Origin of the sequence: Desulfovibrio sp. JY, from assembly GCA_021730285.1 — a bacterium.
Lineage (GTDB): Bacteria > Desulfobacterota > Desulfovibrionia > Desulfovibrionales > Desulfovibrionaceae > Solidesulfovibrio.
The window spans coordinates 2768672-2785454 of sequence record CP082962.1 but is presented as its reverse complement, the minus strand read 5'-3'; the positions used below and the strand labels follow the sequence as shown (position 1 = coordinate 2785454).

Sequence of the window (16783 nt, the reverse complement as noted above, 5' to 3'; positions counted from 1 at the left end):
AAACCGCATGCACACCAGCCTGCTCGATATGCTCGTCTGTCCGGTCTGTCTGCCCGAGGAACATCCGCTACAGCTTAAAGACAAGGGCCATTCCGGCGACGATATCACCTCCGGGACCCTCGTCTGCCCCGGCTGCGGCGCGGCCTATGCCATCACCGACGGGCTGGCCGATCTGGCCCCGCCCGAAAAGGCCGTGCCCACGGCCCAGGAACGTTACGACACGGACAGGCTGGCCGCCTCCTACCTGTGGAGCCACTACGCCGATTTGTGGGAGGACCGCGAAGCCACGGACGCCTATCCGCGCTGGCTGGAGATGGCCGGAGACTGCGCGGGGCCGGCCCTGGACGCCGGCTGCGCCGTGGGGCGTTTCACCTTCGAGATGGCCGCGAAAACCGGTTTCGCCGTGGGTGTCGACCTGTCGCGGCCCTTCATCACCCTGGCCCGACGGATCGCCAGGAAAAAGGAAATGGTCTTCACCGCCCCGAGGCAGGGGCTTCTGACCACGCGCTTCGGCTTTTCCCTGCCCAAGCGGCTGCAACAGGGCACGGTGGAATTCGTGCGGGCCGACGTCGCGCGCCTGCCGTTTCGCGCCGCAAGCTTCGGCCTTGTCGCCTCGCTCAATGTCGTGGACAAGCTGCCGCGCCCGATGCTCCACCTAGTCGAGGCCAGACGCGTGTGCGCACAGACGGCGACCCTGCTCGTGGCCGACCCCTTCTCCTGGTCCGAAACCGTGGCCAGACCGGAAAACTGGCTCGGCGGCACGGCGGAATCCGGCGACAGCGCGGCCGTTATCGCCAACATGCTCGACGCCGGCCCGGGCTGGCAGGCCCGCATCGCGGGCTCGGTCTGGTGGGCCATCCGCGACCACGCCAACCGCTACGAACGCATCCGCAGCGAAGTCATCGTCGCCCACCGCAGTATGGAGTAGGGAAAATTTTCCGAAACGAGCCGGGGGGAACCCTTTCTGGAGAAAGGGTTCCCCCCCGGACCCCCTTCCCAAATACCATGTTGGCCTCGACCCTCAAACTGGCTGATAGTGCCAGTAAATGTGCTCGTAGACACAAACGAGGCGAGGAGACCAACATGGCAGGACAAGCGTTATCCCAACTTCAAGCGTTTGTGGAGGCTTCACAAGGTCGATCTTTTTTTGTCGGATTGGATGTCCATAAAAATAGTTATTTTGTTGCGTTACGTCGGTTTGATGGAGTCGTCCACACCTTGGTGATGTCGGCGAGCCCGCAGGCTCTGATCGACAAATTGGCCGCGGTGGGCGTCACCGTGGCCATGGCGGCCAGTGAATCCGGGCCGACCGGATTCACCCTGTCCAGAGCGCTCACAAAGGCAGGGATTCCCAATCTCGTGGCGGCTCCCAGTCGGATTCCCCGCCCCGTGGTCTGGGGCGCAAAAACAGACCGGCTCGATTGCGTCAAACTGGCCGATTACGCCGCCAAGGGGATGCTGCGTCCCATCGCCGTGCCGACCGAGGAGCAAGAAGCCCAGAGGAGCCTGGAGCGCCGACGACACGATCTGGCCGACGACCTGCGTCGTGTGAAACTGCGCATCCATTCCCATCTGCTTTTTTTGGGCCTTACCGAACCACCCAATCTGAAATACTGGAGCAAGGTCGCTGTAGCATCCCTGCTTAAACTGCCCATGCATCAGGCTGCCCGGTATACGCTGGAAAGTTTTGTGCGGGAGATGCATGCCATCACCAGCGAATTGTCCCTCGTTGAACAGCAACTTGAGACAATTTGCCGCCAGGGAGAGCATGACAAAGTCATCAAGTGCCTGCGCACCGTGCCCGGTGTGGGGCCGCTCATCGCCGCGACCTTCCGTCTGGAGTTGTTTCAGCCGGAACGTTTCAGCCGGGCCGAAGAGGTGACAAGCTATCTGGGACTTGCCCCCATGGTGCGCCAGAGCGGCGAGAGCAAGGGCCGGGCCAGGTTACGGCCCGTGGGGCAGACCAAACTGCGAAGTCTTTTAGTGGAGGCGGCCTGGAAATGGCGCGCACACGATCCGAAGGCTCAGGCCTGGTATCACAAGTTGCTGGGGAAAAGCGGCCTGGCCCAAAAGGCCATCACAGCCTTAGCTCGAAAACTGGCCATCATTTTGTGGCGGCTGAGCCTGGAGAAACGAGCGTACCGATTTGAGGCGGTTATGGCGTGAAACGGCGGCGGGCGAGGATCACGCCGGCTCTGGGAAGCCCCGTGCTCCTCGCCCGCCAAGAGGGTATTGCAGCGCCAACAAGGACCTGTGGCAACGAGTAGGGAAGACTGAAAGCCTAACAGCCAACAATTTTTCGGATTGGTCGCGGAAAAGTCTGGCCGCATGGCGGCGTTTCTCAAATGGCGAAAATCCGAAAACTACCGAATCGGTACTTGGCGCTTCGGGCGCGAATAGGAAACGGGCGGTTAGACTGCGTCAGCCGGCTTGACTTCGGGCCACATAGGAAAAGACTTTTAACGGTTACAGCATGTTATCGTCACCATTGCCATAACCGGGTAAAAGTTTTGGGGAGGGGAGAGCGCGAGAGGGGAACCCTTTTTTCAAAAAGGGTTCCCCTCTCGCACTTTCTTCACTCTTCCTCCTTCCTCTCTACCCTCACTCTCCAAGCGCTTCGTCGATGCAGGGGGGGATGGGCATGCCGGCCCGGTGGAGGTTATCCCGGGCCTGTCGCACCTTTTCCATCGGGATTTCGCGTTCGCGCCAGTAGGCGGCCGGGTCGTCCAGAAAGGCGGCGATGACGTCGTAGCCCTGCTCGTAGCTCGTCACCTCGTGGCAGCAGTTGACGATCCAGCGTGGCCCGAGCGGCCCGAGGTCGTAGCCGCCCCCGGACAGGTCGCTCGAAAGCGTGCGGAACTGGCTCAGCGTCTGCCGCCAGAACGGCTCGCCCCCGGGCCCGAGCCCCACCGGATCGACGAAGATGTACGGCGCGGGCAGGCACTGGCCGATCTTCATGAAGGTGAGCGCCATGTTGACCTCGTAGCTGGTGCCGAAGCCGCCGAGGTTGAAGACCTTGAACACCGAACGCCGATCCAGGATGTCCTGGCGCGTATTCATGGCCAGGTTGGTGAACTGGGCCACGGCTTCGGGCTCGAAATTGGTCTTCTGCCCGATTTCCTCGGCATTGATGCCGACGCCCATGCGAAAGATGCCGAGGGCGGCCGCCGCGTTGTCCACGGTCTGCATGACCCCCGGCCCGGAACCGTGGGCCACGGCAAAGCCCTCGCCAAGGCGCGGATGATCCCGCAGCCGACGCAGAAATTCCGTGATCGGCGCCTCGAGCACCGGCCCCAGCACGTCGCAGGACGAGCCGAACATGGCCATGGTGGTGTGCACGCCCGGCAGGCGTTCCTTGCCTTCGCGCGTCACCCACAGGCCCCGGAAAAATTCCCGCACCTGGGCGTGGCCGTTGTAGTCGAGCAGCAGGTAGAACCGCATGCTCTCGTTTTCCAGGCGCACCAGCTCCTCGTAAAGCGTCTGGTCCATGCGGAAATGCGGCAGCCGGCAGAGTTCGCCGACCGAACAGCCCATGCCCCGGGCCGCCACCACGCCGATGCCGTTTCGTTTGAGCACCCGCAACGTGTCCACCGGCGGCAAGGACTCGGCCACGAACACCTTGGACAGGTTCTGCTCGCCGCCGACATAGCGCAGCCCCTCCAGAAACGGCCGCAGCCGCTTGGGGATCTCCTCGCCCATGAGCACGCCTTCCGGGATGTTGCCCCGGGCGTACTCGTAGACCAGCCGCCACTGGAACTCCTGGAGCCAGCCCCCTTCCTCCTGTTCCCAGGGGATGGCGAGCATCCGGCCGGGCATGAATATCCGGCCGTAGCTGCCGCCTTCGTCCGGTCCGGCCGTGATCTCGTCCAAAAGCCCCCGGGCGACGGCCGGATCGAAAATGCCGGTCAGGTCCGCGAAATCCACCCCGGCCGCCAGCACATCCCTGGCCCGCCCGGGCGGCAGCACCCGTTCGGCCAGCCCGGCCAGCCGCACATCCGGTGGGTACAGCCGCATCCGCATGGCCAGGCCTGCGGTTGGCACGGCATCCTCGCCGCCGTTGTAGAGTTCCACCTGGCGCGGCGTGGTGATGCCCGTGGTGCGTACGCCGTCGAGCAGCCGCGAGGCCAGATGGAACACGTCCGGCGACGACGTCTGACGCTCGATCAGGGCCACGAAAGGACCAATGGCGATGTGCATGGCCCCGACCAGAAACTCCTTGGCGGCCAGAGCCGGCGGCATGCCGGTCGGCGAAAGGCACTGGAAAATGGTCAGGCCGTGCTTGCCCTTGATCAGCATCTCCGCGAAATTGCGCCCCACGCCGAGCAGACGCGAGGAAAGCACGTAGCGCATGTCGAGCAGCGGAATTTCCATCACGCCGTCCGCGTCGATGCGGTGCCCCTCGGGCAAAAGCAGCCAGCCGCGATCGAGCGCCTCCTCGATCTCGTCCCGGCCGAGCGCCGGCCCGCGCGGGATGAACAGGCGGCCGAAGTCCACGCCCCCGGCGTCGCACAAGCAGCGCAGGTCGGCCAGGGACTCGGCCAGAACGGCGTTGAGCGCCGTCAGCGCCACCGACACGTCCACGGTCCGTTGCCCGTCCGAAACCTCCGGCGGTTCGCCGGTCAGGCTTACGTCGAGGCCGATGCGGGAGTGGCCGCTACGGCCGCTTATTTCCATGAACCGATGCAGCGGCAGGGAATCGCGGGCGGCCCGGTCGCGCAAATCGCGCACCAGCCCGCGCAAGGCGTCGCTGGTATGGGAAAACCGCATGACGCCAAGCGCCTGGGGCGCGGCCAGTTCCTCGTTGAAATGAACCTCGCCGACGCTGACGAGTTGACCGTCTCCGGTAACGAGCGGGGATGTGAGCATGATGCCTCCGAAAGATGGCGTGGTTGCGGCGGAGGGAATACGGACCTCCCTTATAGGCCAAGCGCCTTCGCGGGGAAAGCCCCGTCCGCGCCCCCGCTTGCCCATCCGGCTTGACGTTGATAATGAAATGCAAAGAACATTGGCCGGTTCGGCCGCAAACCTTCACGACCCAGGCCGGCGGCACGCCCGGCCAGGTGACGGCCCATGCCATTACGTTCCCTTGCCGACCTGCAGCCGGGCATGGTCCTGGCGGCAGATGCCGAAAGCCCCGACGGCAATCACCGCCTGACCGGCGGCACCTCCCTGACGGAAACGCACATCCGCATGCTGCGCGGCTGGCACCTCCGGGAAATCGAGGTGGAAGCCCCGCCCCCGCCTCAGGACGCGCCGACGGATGACGCGCCCGAGGATGCCGCGCAAGCCGTCCTGTCCCGGTTCGTCCATCTGCCCGGGGACAACCCCTTCGTGATCGAGTTGCGCCGCCAGGCCCTGGCCCGGGCGGACACCCGCGTCCCGCCCAAGGCCTGTCGGCCGGCGCGCCGCAAACCCGATGCCCCGGCCGGCGTGCCCGCGCCGGAAAAAATCCTCACCGGCGATCCGGTCCTCGTCTCGCTGCCCGAAGTCTTCATGCGCATCCGGGAAGTCCTCAGCGACCCCTCCTCCACCATCGAAGAGGCGGCGGCGGTCATCGGCAAGGACCCGAGCCTGACGGCCAAGCTCTTAAAGCTCGTCAACAGCGCCTTTTACGCCCGCACCCTGCGCGTCTCCGGCTCTCTGCCCCCCGCCTCCGTCGACACCCTGACAAGGGCGGTCATGCTGCTTGGGCTCAACCAGCTTTCCACCCTGGCCATGGGCGTTTCCGTGCTGCCGCTTTTCCGGGACATTCCGCCGGACTGCGTGGATCTGCGCCAATTCTGGCAGCACAGCATCGGCGTCGGCCTCGTGGCCAAAATCCTGTCCGCCCGCCTGGGCGACCCCAGCCCGGAACGTTATTTCGTGGCCGGGCTGCTCCACGACATCGGCCGGCTGGTGCTCTACAAGCGCATTCCCGACGTATCCGGAGAGGCGTTGGCCCGGGCCGCCGAATCGAACAGGCATCTGGTCGTGGTGGAACGCGAGACCTTCGGCTTCGACCACGCGGAACTTGGCGGCATGCTGTTGCGCAAATGGCGCTTCCCCGAAAGCCTGGAACAGACCGTCTGGCGGCACCACGACCCCATGGCCGCGGACGTGCCCCTGGAACCGGCCATCATCAACGTGGCCGACATGGTGGCTGTGGCCACCCTGGCCGGCGGCAGCGGCGAACGCCTCATCCCCGAGTTCATTCCGCAAGCCTGGCGACTGGCCGCGATTTCCCCCTCCGACCTGCCCGAAATCGTGGCCATGGCCGAAAGCCACCTCGAGGTCGTCTGCGCCATGTTCGCCTGAGCGCCGCCTAGCGTCGAAAACGACGAGAAAGTCCTGGACATGCACCAGGTTCCGACATATTTGTAAAACATCTTCCGTCCCACCGCATTCCTCCCTGCCTTTCCACCATAGCACCAGCGAGAAACGTATGGACAATCACGCGCAAAATCTCCTCGTGCATTTTCGACGTGCCGAGGAAATCAAGGCCGAATCCCTCTCCTACAAATCCTTTAACCTCTCCCCGCTCCAACTGCTCGATCTGGAGCTCCTGCTGTCGCGGGCCTACTACCCGCTGACGGGATATCTCGGAAAGGACGACTTCGAAGCGGTACTGGCCTCCATGCGCCTGGCCGACGGCACACCCTGGCCCATGCCGGTGAGCCTCGACGTGCCCGGCCCCCTCGGCGAAAGCCTCGAATCCGGGGACAAGCTGGCCCTGCGCGACCAGGAAGGCTTCATGCTGGCCGCCATGACCGTCGCCGAGGTCTGGCCGGCCGACCCCGAAGGCGAGGCCCGGGCCATTTTCGCCGTCCAGGATATCGCGTCCCATCCGGGAGCCCGCGCCCATGTCCGGCGCACAGGCGCGTACCGGGTGGCCGGCCCCGTGGTCGGCCTGTCCCTGCCGCCCCATGTCGATTTTCCCGAGATGCGCCGCAGCCCGGCCGAAGTCCAGGCCGTCCTGCAGCAACGCGGCTGGCGCAAGGTTCTCGGCTACCAGACGGGCTCCCTGCTCCACTGCCGCCAGAGGGCCATGCTCCGTCAGGCCGCCATGGACGCCGGGGCAAGCGTCCTGCTGCTGCGGGCGGTGGGCGACGCCATGGCCGAAGGCGCGGCCCACTTCGCCGGCATCCGCTGCGCCCGCATCTTCGCCGACGCCTTCCCCAAAAACATGCTGCTTTTAAACCTGCTGCCCCTGCCCCTGCGCACGGCCGGCCCCCGGCAGGCCCTGTTCGAGGCGCTGATCCAGAAAAACCACGGCTGCACCCACGCCCTCATCGGAGGCCGCCACGCCGACCCCATGCCCCCGGAGGCCGAGCCGCTCTATCCCGCCGGGCAGGCCCAACGCTTGGTGGCCGACTTCGCCGACGAAACCGGCATCGCCATGATTCCGGAAACCTGCATGGATTACGTGGAGGAAAAGGCCCAGTATATGCCCCGCGCCCAGGTCGGGCCGGAAATGACCGTCAAAACCATCGACGCCGCGGAATTCCGCCGCCGGCTGGAATTCGACCTGGATATCCCGGACTGGTTCACCATGCCCGAGGTGACAGCCGAACTGCGCGCCGTCTTTCCCCCACGGTCCCGGCAGGGCTTCACCCTCTTCATGACCGGCCTCTCCGGAGCCGGAAAATCCACCCTGGCCAAAATCCTCTACGTCAAGTTCATGGAACTGCGCACCCGGCCCGTCACCCTGCTCGACGGCGACATCGTGCGCCGCCACCTCTCCAGCGAACTGACCTTCACCAAGGAACACCGCAACCTCAACATCGCCCGCATCGGCTTCGTGGCCAGCGAAATCACCAAAAACGGCGGCATCGCCATCTGCGCCCCCATCGCCCCCTACGCAAGCTCGCGCAACGAAGCCCGCAGCCTCGTCGCGCCCCACGGCGGATTTGTCGAAATCCACATGGCCACCCCGCTTGCCGTCTGCGAACAACGCGACCGCAAAGGCCTCTACGCCAAGGCCCGGGCCGGCATCGTCAAAGGCGTCACCGGCATCGACGACCCCTATGAAATCCCCGAACACCCGGAAATCACCCTCGACACCACCAGCCTCGCCCCCGGCGAAGCCGCCCAGGAAGTGCTGCTCTACCTCGAACGCGAAGGCTACCTCGCGTAGGCGCGGGCGCAGGCATGAGGTAGAGGTAGGAGCAGAGGCAGGAGCTGGCTGGGGCTCTGCCCCAGACCCCGCCGGGAGGCCATGGGCCCCCCGGGCCCCCCTTCCGGTGTGCTTTGGTTGGGCGAGGGAGGCGTTGGCTGGCGGGAGGGCGGAGAGTGGAGAAGATGGGGGCGGAATTTGTCGGGACGCTGCCGCCGCTTCGCGGCAGGCTCGTCCCGGGCAAATTCCGCCCCCACCGCGCCGGTCGCCCCTTTGGGGCGACATTCAGAAAAAAGTTCTTCTTGAAATGCGGCGCTTCGCCGCTGGCGTGGTTGTTGCGGCAATCGCGTCCGGCGTCGAGGCGCGAAAGCGCCTCATGTCGCCGGGCCGATTGCCGCAACAATTACCCGATCGTCCGCCAACCCGCGAAGTCCCGCTCGATCAAAGCGTAAAGGGGGGTCCGGGGGGCCCATGGCCTCCCGGCGGAGGGGGTTCGGGGGAGGCAGCGCCTCCCCCGACCGAAAAACGCGCCTAGTTCAACTTACTACGACGTCCGTGTGTGCGCTGGTATTCCGCGGCCTTGCGGCGTCCTTCCTGGCGTCGTTTTTCCTCGGCCGTAGTCAGGCGGCGGCAGACTTCGGCGGCCAGGTCGCTGCCGTCCTTGCCGGGCGGCAGGTCGCAGGCGGCCAGGTCTTCGGCCATCTGTTTTTCCATGCGTTCGGATTCGAGAAACATCACGTAGGCCAGGGCCAGGGCGGCCTCGTTTTCCTCGCTCTCGTCGCAGAGAATTTCGAGCTGGGGCAGGGGCACGGTTTCGAAAAGCCGGTCCACGAACATGCCGATCCACTTTTCCGTTAGTTGCGGCAGCAGGCGGGGCGTTTTTTCGGCCAGGACCCGGGCCGCCTCGGGCCCGAGGTCGGGCCGGGCCAGGTTGACGAAGGCGGACAGGGCTTCGGCGCGGCCGACGTCGTCGGTCCTGGCCACGCGGCGAAGGAGCGCCACGCGGGCTTTTTCCCGCAGACCGGCGGCGGCATTATCGGATGTTGTTGTCATGGGGCCTCCTTGTCCACATCGGACTCACCGGGCGGCAGCACGTCGATGACGCGACCGGGCAGGGCCTTTTGGTCGCACACGGTCCGGCCATCGGCGGTGATATGCTTTTGGCCGTCGACGATGACGATGCCCGTGCGTTCGAGGACCTCGCGGCGGAAGGCGTATTCCTCCTGCATGCGCCGGGTTTTGTAAAGAAACCACATGCGCACGAGGTAGCTTAGGCACCAGGCTGCCACGAGTCCGAGCATGACCCACGGCGCGATGACCTCCACGTGGTCGCCGATGCGCAGGAGCATCTGGATGACCGCGTCGAGGTAATAGAGCGCCACGCCGAGGAGCATCAGGCCGCCGAGCAGGATGATGGTGGGCAGGCCGCGCGACAGGCTGATGATTTTCCGCAGCCGTTCGGGCATATAGCGCAGGTGTTCCTCGTCCATGGCCGGATCGCCCTTGAAGAAGCGGTTGAAGCCCTGGCCGATGATGTTGACCACGAGCATGATGGCCGCCGGAGCGAGGATCAGGGCCACGCCGTAGGGAATCCAGGGGAAGCGGAACTGGGTCGTGCCGTCCGGGAGCTTGTGGGAGTTGATGATGCCGTAGCACACGGCCGCGATGGTGACGGCGAATTCCACCAGGATGACCCCGATGGAGAGGAAGGTCAGCAGGTTCTTTTTTTCCCTGTCGGACAGGGTCATGCCGAAGCCGCCCAGGCTGGCTGCGCCGCCCTTGGCTTCGGTCGCGTCGTTGTCTTGCGGGTTATCCATAGGAGGGTCTCTTCTGCCTTGCCGAGTGAGCGGTCCGTCGGGCCATGACCGAAACCGTCCCATTCCCAACGGTTGCGGGGACGGCGGCACGACGGGGACGAGGTTACGGGAAAAACCGTGGTGGGAACGGTTCCGGGCCGGCCGCGTCATCGAAGCCGCGCGGTTTGCGCCGCTTCACGCCCGACGCCGCAACGCACAAGCGCCCCGGAACATTACGCCAGCCGGGACGCCAATCGGGGCACCTCCAGGCGAGGTCTCCGCACCACGCGGTGTTCGTAGTATGCAGCATCCCAGCCACGCCATCAGGTAAGGGTTAACCGTCGAGATGGCAAGTCCCCCGGGGGCAAACCCAGGGCTGTGCCTCCTTTTTCAGAGCCGCTCGGGGGGGGATTCGGAACGGCTTTCCGCAGCGACGCATGGGACGTCGCGGACAGGTCGTCGTTTCCCCCGGGTTCCATCATGAAATTCTCTTCACGTTTCCGGCACGCGCCCCCCTCCGGGCACCCGCATGCGGGACCTTCCCCAGGCCGACTCGCCAACCGCTGTTTCCGCTCTCGCCGGCCGCGTCCGGGATTGCCGGCGCGCCGGCCTTGGGCTAACGTCCGATTATGTCCCGACCCTCCGCTCCGGCTGGCGAGCACGCCCCCGGTCCCTGGCGTTTTATCGCCCTGGCCGATTACGCCCGTCCCCATGGGCCGACCACGGCCACGGTGCGGCGGGAGCTTCGGTCCATCTTCCACGGTTTTCTCGGCCGCCCCCGGCAGGTCGAGCCCTTTTCCGGACCGGAAAAGCTCTACCCGCCGCCGACCCGCCTCACCGACGCCATCTCCCCGTCCCTGCGGCCGGATCTGGCCGCCGAAGACCTGCTCCCCACCTGCACCGTGGCCATGGAGCACCCTTCCGACAACGTGCTGGTGGTGGATCCGCCGGGTGGCGCGGGCATCACCGCCCTGGCCCTGGCCGCCAGGCGTTGCGACATGCCGATCCTCGCCCCGCCCACACCCGAGGCAATCCTGGCCGGGGGCGGGGAATGGCTGTCGCGCCTGGACAGCCACCGGGGAGGGCCGGTGTGCATTCCCCGGCTGGAACGGCTCTTTTTGCGCCACGCCGACGGGTTGACGCTGCTGCGCCGGCTTGGCGCGCGGCTTGCCGCCGGCGGCCGCGCGGTTTTTTGCGGCTGCGGCTCGTTCGCCTGGGCCTACCTGCGCCGCGCCACGGACCTGGAGGCGTTTTTCCCCAAGCCGCTGACCCTGGCGCCATTCGACGGCCAGGCCCTTGGCCGCTGGCTCGCCACCGCCCCGGCCCTGACCGGCCATGTGACGGTGCTCCAGTCCGACACCGGCGCACCGGTCCTGCCGGAGGCCGACGACCCTGACGCGCCGACCTCGGATTTTCTCAAGAACCTGGCTTTTTACGTCCTGGGCCAGCCGGGCGCGGCCCTGGCCTTTTGGCGGCGAAACATCCTTTTCGGCGCCGATCCCCTGGCCCTGCGACATCCGCAACTTGACCCGGACCCCATGGCTCGCCCGCTGTGGGTGCGCCCCTTCGCCCAGACCACCGCGTCGGAAGTGCCGGGCAAGGCCCGACGCGAAACGGTGTTCATCGTGTCCGCCCTGCTTGTCCACGGCGGACTGACGCCGGACTGGCTGGCCCGGCTGCTGCCGCTTCTGGCCGACGCCATACCGGGTGTTTTGGCCCGATTGCGCCGGGCGGGCATCATTGCCGCCACGGCCGGCCGCTGCCGCGTGACGCCCGTGGCCCTGCCCGCCTGCCGCCGGCTGCTTGCCGAGCAGGGCTACCTGGCCGACGACGCGTAAGGACCGCCATGGACCAGATACGAGAGCACGCCCTGTCCATCCTGCGCGACCTGGACTCCATCAACTACCTGGCCATTGCAGCCGTTCTCTGCAGCGCCTGGATTCTCAAAAAGCTGGTCGACATCGCCATCCCCTGGGTGACCGGCCGCCTGGCCCCGGGGTGGCGACTGCGGCTTTTGCCCCTGATCCCGTTCCTGCGGCTGGTCATCATCCTCGGCAGCGCCCTGCTCATCCTCCCCATGGTCGTTCGCCCCACGGCCGCCAACCTGATCGCCCTGGCCTCGATATTCGGCATCGTGCTCGGCTTCGCGTTCAAGGAATACGCCACCAACCTGCTGGCCGGGGTGGTGGTCGTTTTCGAAAAACCGTACCGGCCGGGCGATTTCGTGCGCATCGGCGACGCCTACGGCGAGGTGCTGGCCGTCAACCACCGCAGCCTGCGCCTCGTCACCCCCGACGACACCGTGGTGACCATCCCCCACGGCGTCATTTGGAAGGACCCGGTCTATAACGCCAACGACGGCAAACGCACGCTCCTGTGCGTGGCCACCTGGCGCCTCGTGCCGGAGCACGACAGCGTCCGGGCCAGGGAGATCCTGCGCGATACGGCCCTTTCCAGCCCCTTTCTCGACTGTGACCGCCCGGTGTCCGTGATCGTGGCGGAAACCCCGCTCGGCACCCGCTATGCGCTCAAGGCCTATCCCGTGGACTCCCGCGACCAGTTCGACTTCCTCACCGACTTAAGCGTCCGGGGCAAGGCCGCCCTGCTCGCCGCCGGCTTCACGTGTGCCACGGCTGACACCGCCATCGCCCAGGCCGGGAACACCGGTTTGCCCCCCGCTTGAATTCATTCGGCTTTATGCTATCATTTGGTCCTCGCAACTGAGCAGCCGGCCGATCGTACGGTTGGCGAAGGATTTCAGGACACGCGTATGAGCGCAAGCGGGCCGGATCAGGCCAAATCTTCCCTGTCCGTGCTGGTGGTGGATGACAACGACGTCAACCAACTCTACATGCTGCATCTGTTGCGCAGGCTCGGCCACGTCCCGGCCGCGGCCTGCGACGGACGGCAGGCGCTCTCCATCCTGGCTTCCCAGCGTTTCGACATCATTCTCATGGATATCCAGTTGCCGGACACCAACGGCCTAGAACTGACCCGGATCATCCGCGACGGCAAGGCCGGAACCGTCAATGCGCCGAACATCCCCATTCTGGCCACCACCGCCTTTGCCATGCGGGACGACCGTGCCCGGTGCCTGGACGCGGGCATGAACGACCACCTGCCCAAACCCCTGCACGCCGACGATCTGCGCCAGGCCCTCGATCGCTGGGCATCCATGCCCCAGGGCAAAGGGACCGGCCCGCAAGCCGCCTTCGACCTGACCGCCTTCATCCGCGAAAGCCGGCGGGAATTCGCCACGGAAATGCTGACGCTTTTTCTGGAACTGGCCGAGTCCCGGCGATGCGCCCTGCGCCAGGCCCTGGAGAGCGGCAACCTGGAAGCCGCCGTGGCCGCGTCCCATGATCTGGCCGGCATGGCCGGCCCCATACGGGCCAATCAGCTGCTCAAGAGCATGAAAGCGGTCCAGGAAGCCTGCCTGATGGGCGATCTGGATACCTGCCGCGCCCGCTACAGCCTGGCCGACAGCGAGCTGGCCACCGTGCTCGGGGTCGTGCGCGCCCACCCCTACGTCACCGCCAAGGATTCCTAAGCCCCCCATTGCGACCAGCCTCCCCCTTCCCTGCGCCGTTTTCTGTCTTATTCCAGGGTATGGAACCTGCGGCGTAGGAATTTACCGCCCAACGGAATGCCGCCAAGGAGGTCGCCATGCCCCTCCGAAAATACATGTTGCCCATACGGTCCCGGACCGCCGCCCTGGCCCTGGGCCTTTTGGCATTGCTTTTTTCCGCCGTCTCCGTCTTCGGAGCCGGCCAAACCGCAACCAGGACAGAAACCGCCATGACCAGCCACAACGATGCCACGCAACACGTGGCGACCCTTGCCGGCGGCTGCTTCTGGTGCGTGGAATCGGACCTGGAAAAGCTCCCCGGCGTCCTGGACGTCGTTTCGGGCTATACCGGCGGGGAGGAGCCCCACCCCGACTACGAACAGGTCTCCTCCGGCCGCACCGGCCACTACGAGGCCGTCCAGGTCTTTTACGATCCCGCGCGCGTAAGCTACCGCCAGATTCTCGACGCATTTTTGCGCCACATCGATCCCACCGACCCGGACGGCCAGTTCGCCGACCGGGGCCGGCAATACCGCACAGCCATTTTCTACCACACCGAGGCCCAAAAAAAGGAAGCCGAAGCAGCCCTGGCCGACCTGGCCGCCACGGGCCGTTTCGACAAGCCGCTGACCACGGCCGTCTTGCCTTTTACCTTCTTCACCAACGCCGAGGCCTACCACCAGAACTATTACAAGACCCACAAGCTCCAGTACCAGACCTACCGGCGCTTTTCCGGCCGCGACCAGTTTCTGGCCCAGGTCTGGGATAAAAAGCCCGACGCGCCGGAACCGAAGGCCAACGGCGACTGGCGGCAGTTCAAGAAGCCCGACGCCGCCGCCCTGCAAAAGCGCCTGACGCCCCTGCAGTTCGAGGTCACCCAAAACGAAGGCACGGAACGGCCTTTCGACAATGCCTACTGGAACAACAAGGCCCCCGGCATCTACGTGGACGTCGTGTCCGGCGAGCCGCTCTTCAGCTCCCGCGACAAGTACGATTCGGGCACGGGCTGGCCGAGCTTCACCCGGCCGCTGGTCCCGGACAACATCGTCACGCGCGAGGACAAACGCCTTTTCACCACGCGCACCGAAGTGCGCAGCCGCCACGGCGATTCGCACCTGGGCCACGTCTTCAAGGACGGCCCCGCGCCGACCGGCCTTCGCTACTGCATGAATTCCGCCGCCCTGCGCTTCATTCCCGCCAAGGACATGGCGGCCGACGGCTACGGCGCATTCGAAAAGGACGTGCAGTAACCCGCCACCGCCTCCGCCTTTCCCCAAACGTCCCGGAACGGCCCCCGCCGCTTCGGGACGTTTTCCGTCAGCCCTGCCGTCGCATGTGAAACAGGGAACAATCCACTGGCTAACCCAGGCCGGTTGCGCTACGGTTTACCGAGCAGTTGCGACTGCAACGCCGCGCGGCCGGGACCGGCGGCAACCGCCATCGGCCCCCAGGCGGGGAGGGAGACGGTCGTGAGAGCACCCGGGGCGACATTCGCGGCCATAAGCGTCAAGCATAAGCTGCTGGCGCTTTTCGGCTGCATTCTGGCGGGCTTCCTGCTGGTCTTTACTGTTGACCATCTGGAAACCCGTCTTACCGAGCGCACCCTGGAGCTGGAACGTCTGGCCGTGTCCGCCAAGATCGCGGTGCTCGGCATGCGGCGCCAGGAAAAGAACTACTTCCTGCGCCACGACCAGGAATCCCTGGCCGCCGTGCGCCGCAATCAGCAAACGGCCATCCGGGACGTGGAAGCCATCCGCGGACTCGACCCGGCCCATGCCGCCTCCTGCGACGCGGCCCTGCACCTGTTGCGCGACTATCTGACCAGCTTCCACGCCATGACCGGCAATCCCGACGCCACGGGCGTCGATACGCCGGCCACGCTTTTTCTGGATCGCTCCCTGGACCTGGAGCACCTGGAACGCGCCGACCCGGCGCTCGCCGGCGGCCTCGCCCGGCTGCGTCTGCTGGAAAAGCGCTGGCTCGTCTCGGGTACCGGGGTGCCGTTGCAGGGCCTGGAGACGGCAGTGGACGAGCTGACCGCCAAGGCCCGGGACAACGGCCCGGCCGGCGAGGCCGCCGCCACCGCGCTTGCGCGCTACCGCGAAGCCCTGGCCACCTATGCCGGCCGCCTGGAACAGGTCGGCTCCACCACCACCGCCTTCGTAGCCGCCGCCCGGGCCCTCGAACCCATGACCGAGGCGCTCGAGCAGCACTATGAAACCCACCGCCGGGACATCGTGCGGCAATCCGCCCTGATCGGCTGGAGCATCCAGGGCGCGGTCCTTATCCTGGTGGGCCTGGCCGCCTGGGCCGTGTTCCGGTCCGTGGCCATGCCGCTTGCCGCCATCGGCGAACATGCCCGCCGGGTGGCCCGGGGCGAGGCGTCCGACCTGAATCCGACCGCGTTCACAGGGGAATTTCACGCCCTGGCCGAGGACATCGGCCGCATGGAAACCCATCTGCTCGCCACCATTCTCGATCTGGCCCGCAAGGAGCGCGAGGCAGCCGAAGAGGCCAGGCGCGCCCGGGAGGCCTGCCAGCGCGCCGAGGATCTCGGCCGGGTCAAGGCCAATTTCTTAAGCCTCGTCTCCCACGAGCTCAAAACGCCGCTGACATCCATGGTCGGCTTCGCCCAGGTCATGCGCAAACGCCTGGAACGCGGCCGCCCCCTGCCCCAGGCCGTAGCCGGCCGGCCGGAACTCGACGCCGAGCTGGCCCGGTTTCGCGAGAACCTGGACATCATGCTCGGCGAGGGACGACGGCTGGCCCAGATGATCGACAACGTGCTGGAGCTGTCCTCTCTGGAAGCCGGGGAAACGCCGCTCGCCATAGGTTTGGTCCACGCGGCCGAAGTCGTGGAGCGGGCCGTTTCACCCTTCGCCGGGGCCATCGCGGAAAAGGGGCTGCAGTACGCCAGCGAGATCCCTATCAACCTGCCGCCGCTTCGCTGCGACCGTGAACGCCTCGTCTACGTGCTGCGCCATCTTTTTTCCAACGCCGTCAAGTTCACCGACTCCGGGCACATCGCCTGCCGGGTGACGCGCGAAGGGCCCATGGCCGTCATCAGCGTGGAGGACAGCGGCCCCGGCATTCCCCCGGAAAAGCGCGAGGCGGTTTTCGAAAAATTTCTCCAGCTCGGCGACAATCTCACCGGCAAGATGCCGGGGCTCGGCATCGGCCTGGCGGCAGCGCGGGCCGTGGTCGAGTACCACGGAGGCTCCATCCGAATCTCCGGCGAACCCGGAAAAGGCAGTACGGTATCCGTCACCGTACCGCTGGCCGAAGCCGCGTAAGCGACTCCGCTTTCCATCGCGGCGGGCCTGGGCT

Annotated in this window: 12 protein-coding genes; 9 read left to right on the top strand and 3 right to left on the bottom strand. The window is 66.1% G+C overall.

What is annotated here, in order from left to right:
• Nucleotides 1-7 precede the first annotated feature (7 nt).
• Both K9F62_12395 and K9F62_12390 read left to right on the top strand, forming a co-directional pair.
• Nucleotides 8-928 carry a methyltransferase domain-containing protein gene (locus K9F62_12395; protein ID UJX39528.1) on the top strand — a complete coding sequence of 307 codons (921 nt, stop codon included), beginning with the start codon at nucleotides 8-10 and terminating at the stop codon, nucleotides 926-928.
• 155 nt (nucleotides 929-1083) lie between these two features.
• A complete protein-coding gene (locus tag K9F62_12390) occupies nucleotides 1084-2166 on the top strand; it encodes an IS110 family transposase (protein ID UJX39527.1) in 1083 nt (360 codons plus the stop codon).
• A 435-nt stretch (nucleotides 2167-2601) separates the two neighbouring features.
• Here K9F62_12390 and K9F62_12385 read toward each other — a convergent pair whose 3' ends face one another.
• Entirely contained in the window at nucleotides 2602-4866 is a 2265-nt protein-coding gene (locus K9F62_12385) for a Rossmann fold nucleotide-binding protein (GenBank protein ID UJX39526.1), read from the bottom strand.
• Nucleotides 4867-5070: 204 nt separating this feature from the next.
• Between K9F62_12385 and K9F62_12380 the strand changes: the two genes are divergently transcribed.
• Nucleotides 5071-6294 (top strand): HDOD domain-containing protein, encoded by a 1224-nt coding sequence (locus tag K9F62_12380; GenBank protein ID UJX39525.1) that lies wholly within the window; start codon nucleotides 5071-5073, stop codon nucleotides 6292-6294.
• A gap of 127 nt (nucleotides 6295-6421) precedes the next feature.
• Entirely contained in the window at nucleotides 6422-8113 is a 1692-nt protein-coding gene (locus tag K9F62_12375; protein ID UJX39524.1) for a bifunctional sulfate adenylyltransferase/adenylylsulfate kinase, read from the top strand.
• Nucleotides 8114-8623: 510 nt separating this feature from the next.
• Here the strand turns inward: K9F62_12375 and K9F62_12370 are convergent.
• Complete coding sequence (locus K9F62_12370; protein UJX39523.1) at nucleotides 8624-9145, bottom strand: hypothetical protein; 522 nt, start codon at nucleotides 9143-9145, stop codon at nucleotides 8624-8626.
• Nucleotides 9142-9909: a hypothetical protein gene (locus K9F62_12365; GenBank protein ID UJX39522.1), complete on the bottom strand. Its 768-nt coding sequence runs from the start codon at nucleotides 9907-9909 to the stop codon at nucleotides 9142-9144. The genes K9F62_12370 and K9F62_12365 overlap by 4 nt, the downstream gene beginning before the upstream one ends.
• 608 nt (nucleotides 9910-10517) lie before the next feature.
• On the opposite strand from K9F62_12365, the gene K9F62_12360 reads away from it, so the two are divergent.
• The 5 genes from K9F62_12360 to K9F62_12340 all read left to right on the top strand — a co-directional run bounded on the left by K9F62_12360 (nucleotide 10518) and on the right by K9F62_12340 (nucleotide 16749).
• The gene (locus K9F62_12360; GenBank protein ID UJX39521.1) at nucleotides 10518-11726 is read left to right on the top strand and encodes a hypothetical protein; all 1209 of its coding nucleotides are present in this window, start codon (nucleotides 10518-10520) and stop codon (nucleotides 11724-11726) included.
• Nucleotides 11727-11734: 8 nt separating this feature from the next.
• Nucleotides 11735-12571, top strand: coding sequence for a mechanosensitive ion channel family protein (locus tag K9F62_12355; GenBank protein UJX39520.1), 837 nt, complete (start codon nucleotides 11735-11737; stop codon nucleotides 12569-12571).
• An 87-nt stretch (nucleotides 12572-12658) separates the two neighbouring features.
• Entirely contained in the window at nucleotides 12659-13438 is a 780-nt protein-coding gene (locus K9F62_12350; GenBank protein ID UJX39519.1) for a response regulator, read from the top strand.
• Between the two features lie 116 nt (nucleotides 13439-13554).
• Nucleotides 13555-14706 (top strand): peptide-methionine (R)-S-oxide reductase MsrB, encoded by a 1152-nt coding sequence (gene msrB, locus K9F62_12345; protein ID UJX39518.1) that lies wholly within the window; start codon nucleotides 13555-13557, stop codon nucleotides 14704-14706.
• A 219-nt stretch (nucleotides 14707-14925) separates the two neighbouring features.
• Complete coding sequence (locus K9F62_12340; protein UJX39517.1) at nucleotides 14926-16749, top strand: sensor histidine kinase; 1824 nt, start codon at nucleotides 14926-14928, stop codon at nucleotides 16747-16749.
• Nucleotides 16750-16783: the final 34 nt, after the last annotated feature.

Coding starts and splice junctions, on each gene's coding strand:
- K9F62_12395 (UJX39528.1), top strand. CDS start 8: ATGCACACCAGCCTGCTCGATATGCTCGTCTGTCCGGTCTGTCTGCCC.
- K9F62_12350 (UJX39519.1), top strand. CDS start 12,659: ATGAGCGCAAGCGGGCCGGATCAGGCCAAATCTTCCCTGTCCGTGCTG.
- K9F62_12365 (UJX39522.1), bottom strand. CDS start 9,909: ATGGATAACCCGCAAGACAACGACGCGACCGAAGCCAAGGGCGGCGCA.
- K9F62_12375 (UJX39524.1), top strand. CDS start 6,422: ATGGACAATCACGCGCAAAATCTCCTCGTGCATTTTCGACGTGCCGAG.
- K9F62_12355 (UJX39520.1), top strand. CDS start 11,735: ATGGACCAGATACGAGAGCACGCCCTGTCCATCCTGCGCGACCTGGAC.
- K9F62_12385 (UJX39526.1), bottom strand. CDS start 4,866: ATGCTCACATCCCCGCTCGTTACCGGAGACGGTCAACTCGTCAGCGTC.
- K9F62_12370 (UJX39523.1), bottom strand. CDS start 9,145: ATGACAACAACATCCGATAATGCCGCCGCCGGTCTGCGGGAAAAAGCC.
- K9F62_12360 (UJX39521.1), top strand. CDS start 10,518: ATGTCCCGACCCTCCGCTCCGGCTGGCGAGCACGCCCCCGGTCCCTGG.
- K9F62_12390 (UJX39527.1), top strand. CDS start 1,084: ATGGCAGGACAAGCGTTATCCCAACTTCAAGCGTTTGTGGAGGCTTCA.
- K9F62_12380 (UJX39525.1), top strand. CDS start 5,071: ATGCCATTACGTTCCCTTGCCGACCTGCAGCCGGGCATGGTCCTGGCG.
- msrB (UJX39518.1), top strand. CDS start 13,555: ATGCCCCTCCGAAAATACATGTTGCCCATACGGTCCCGGACCGCCGCC.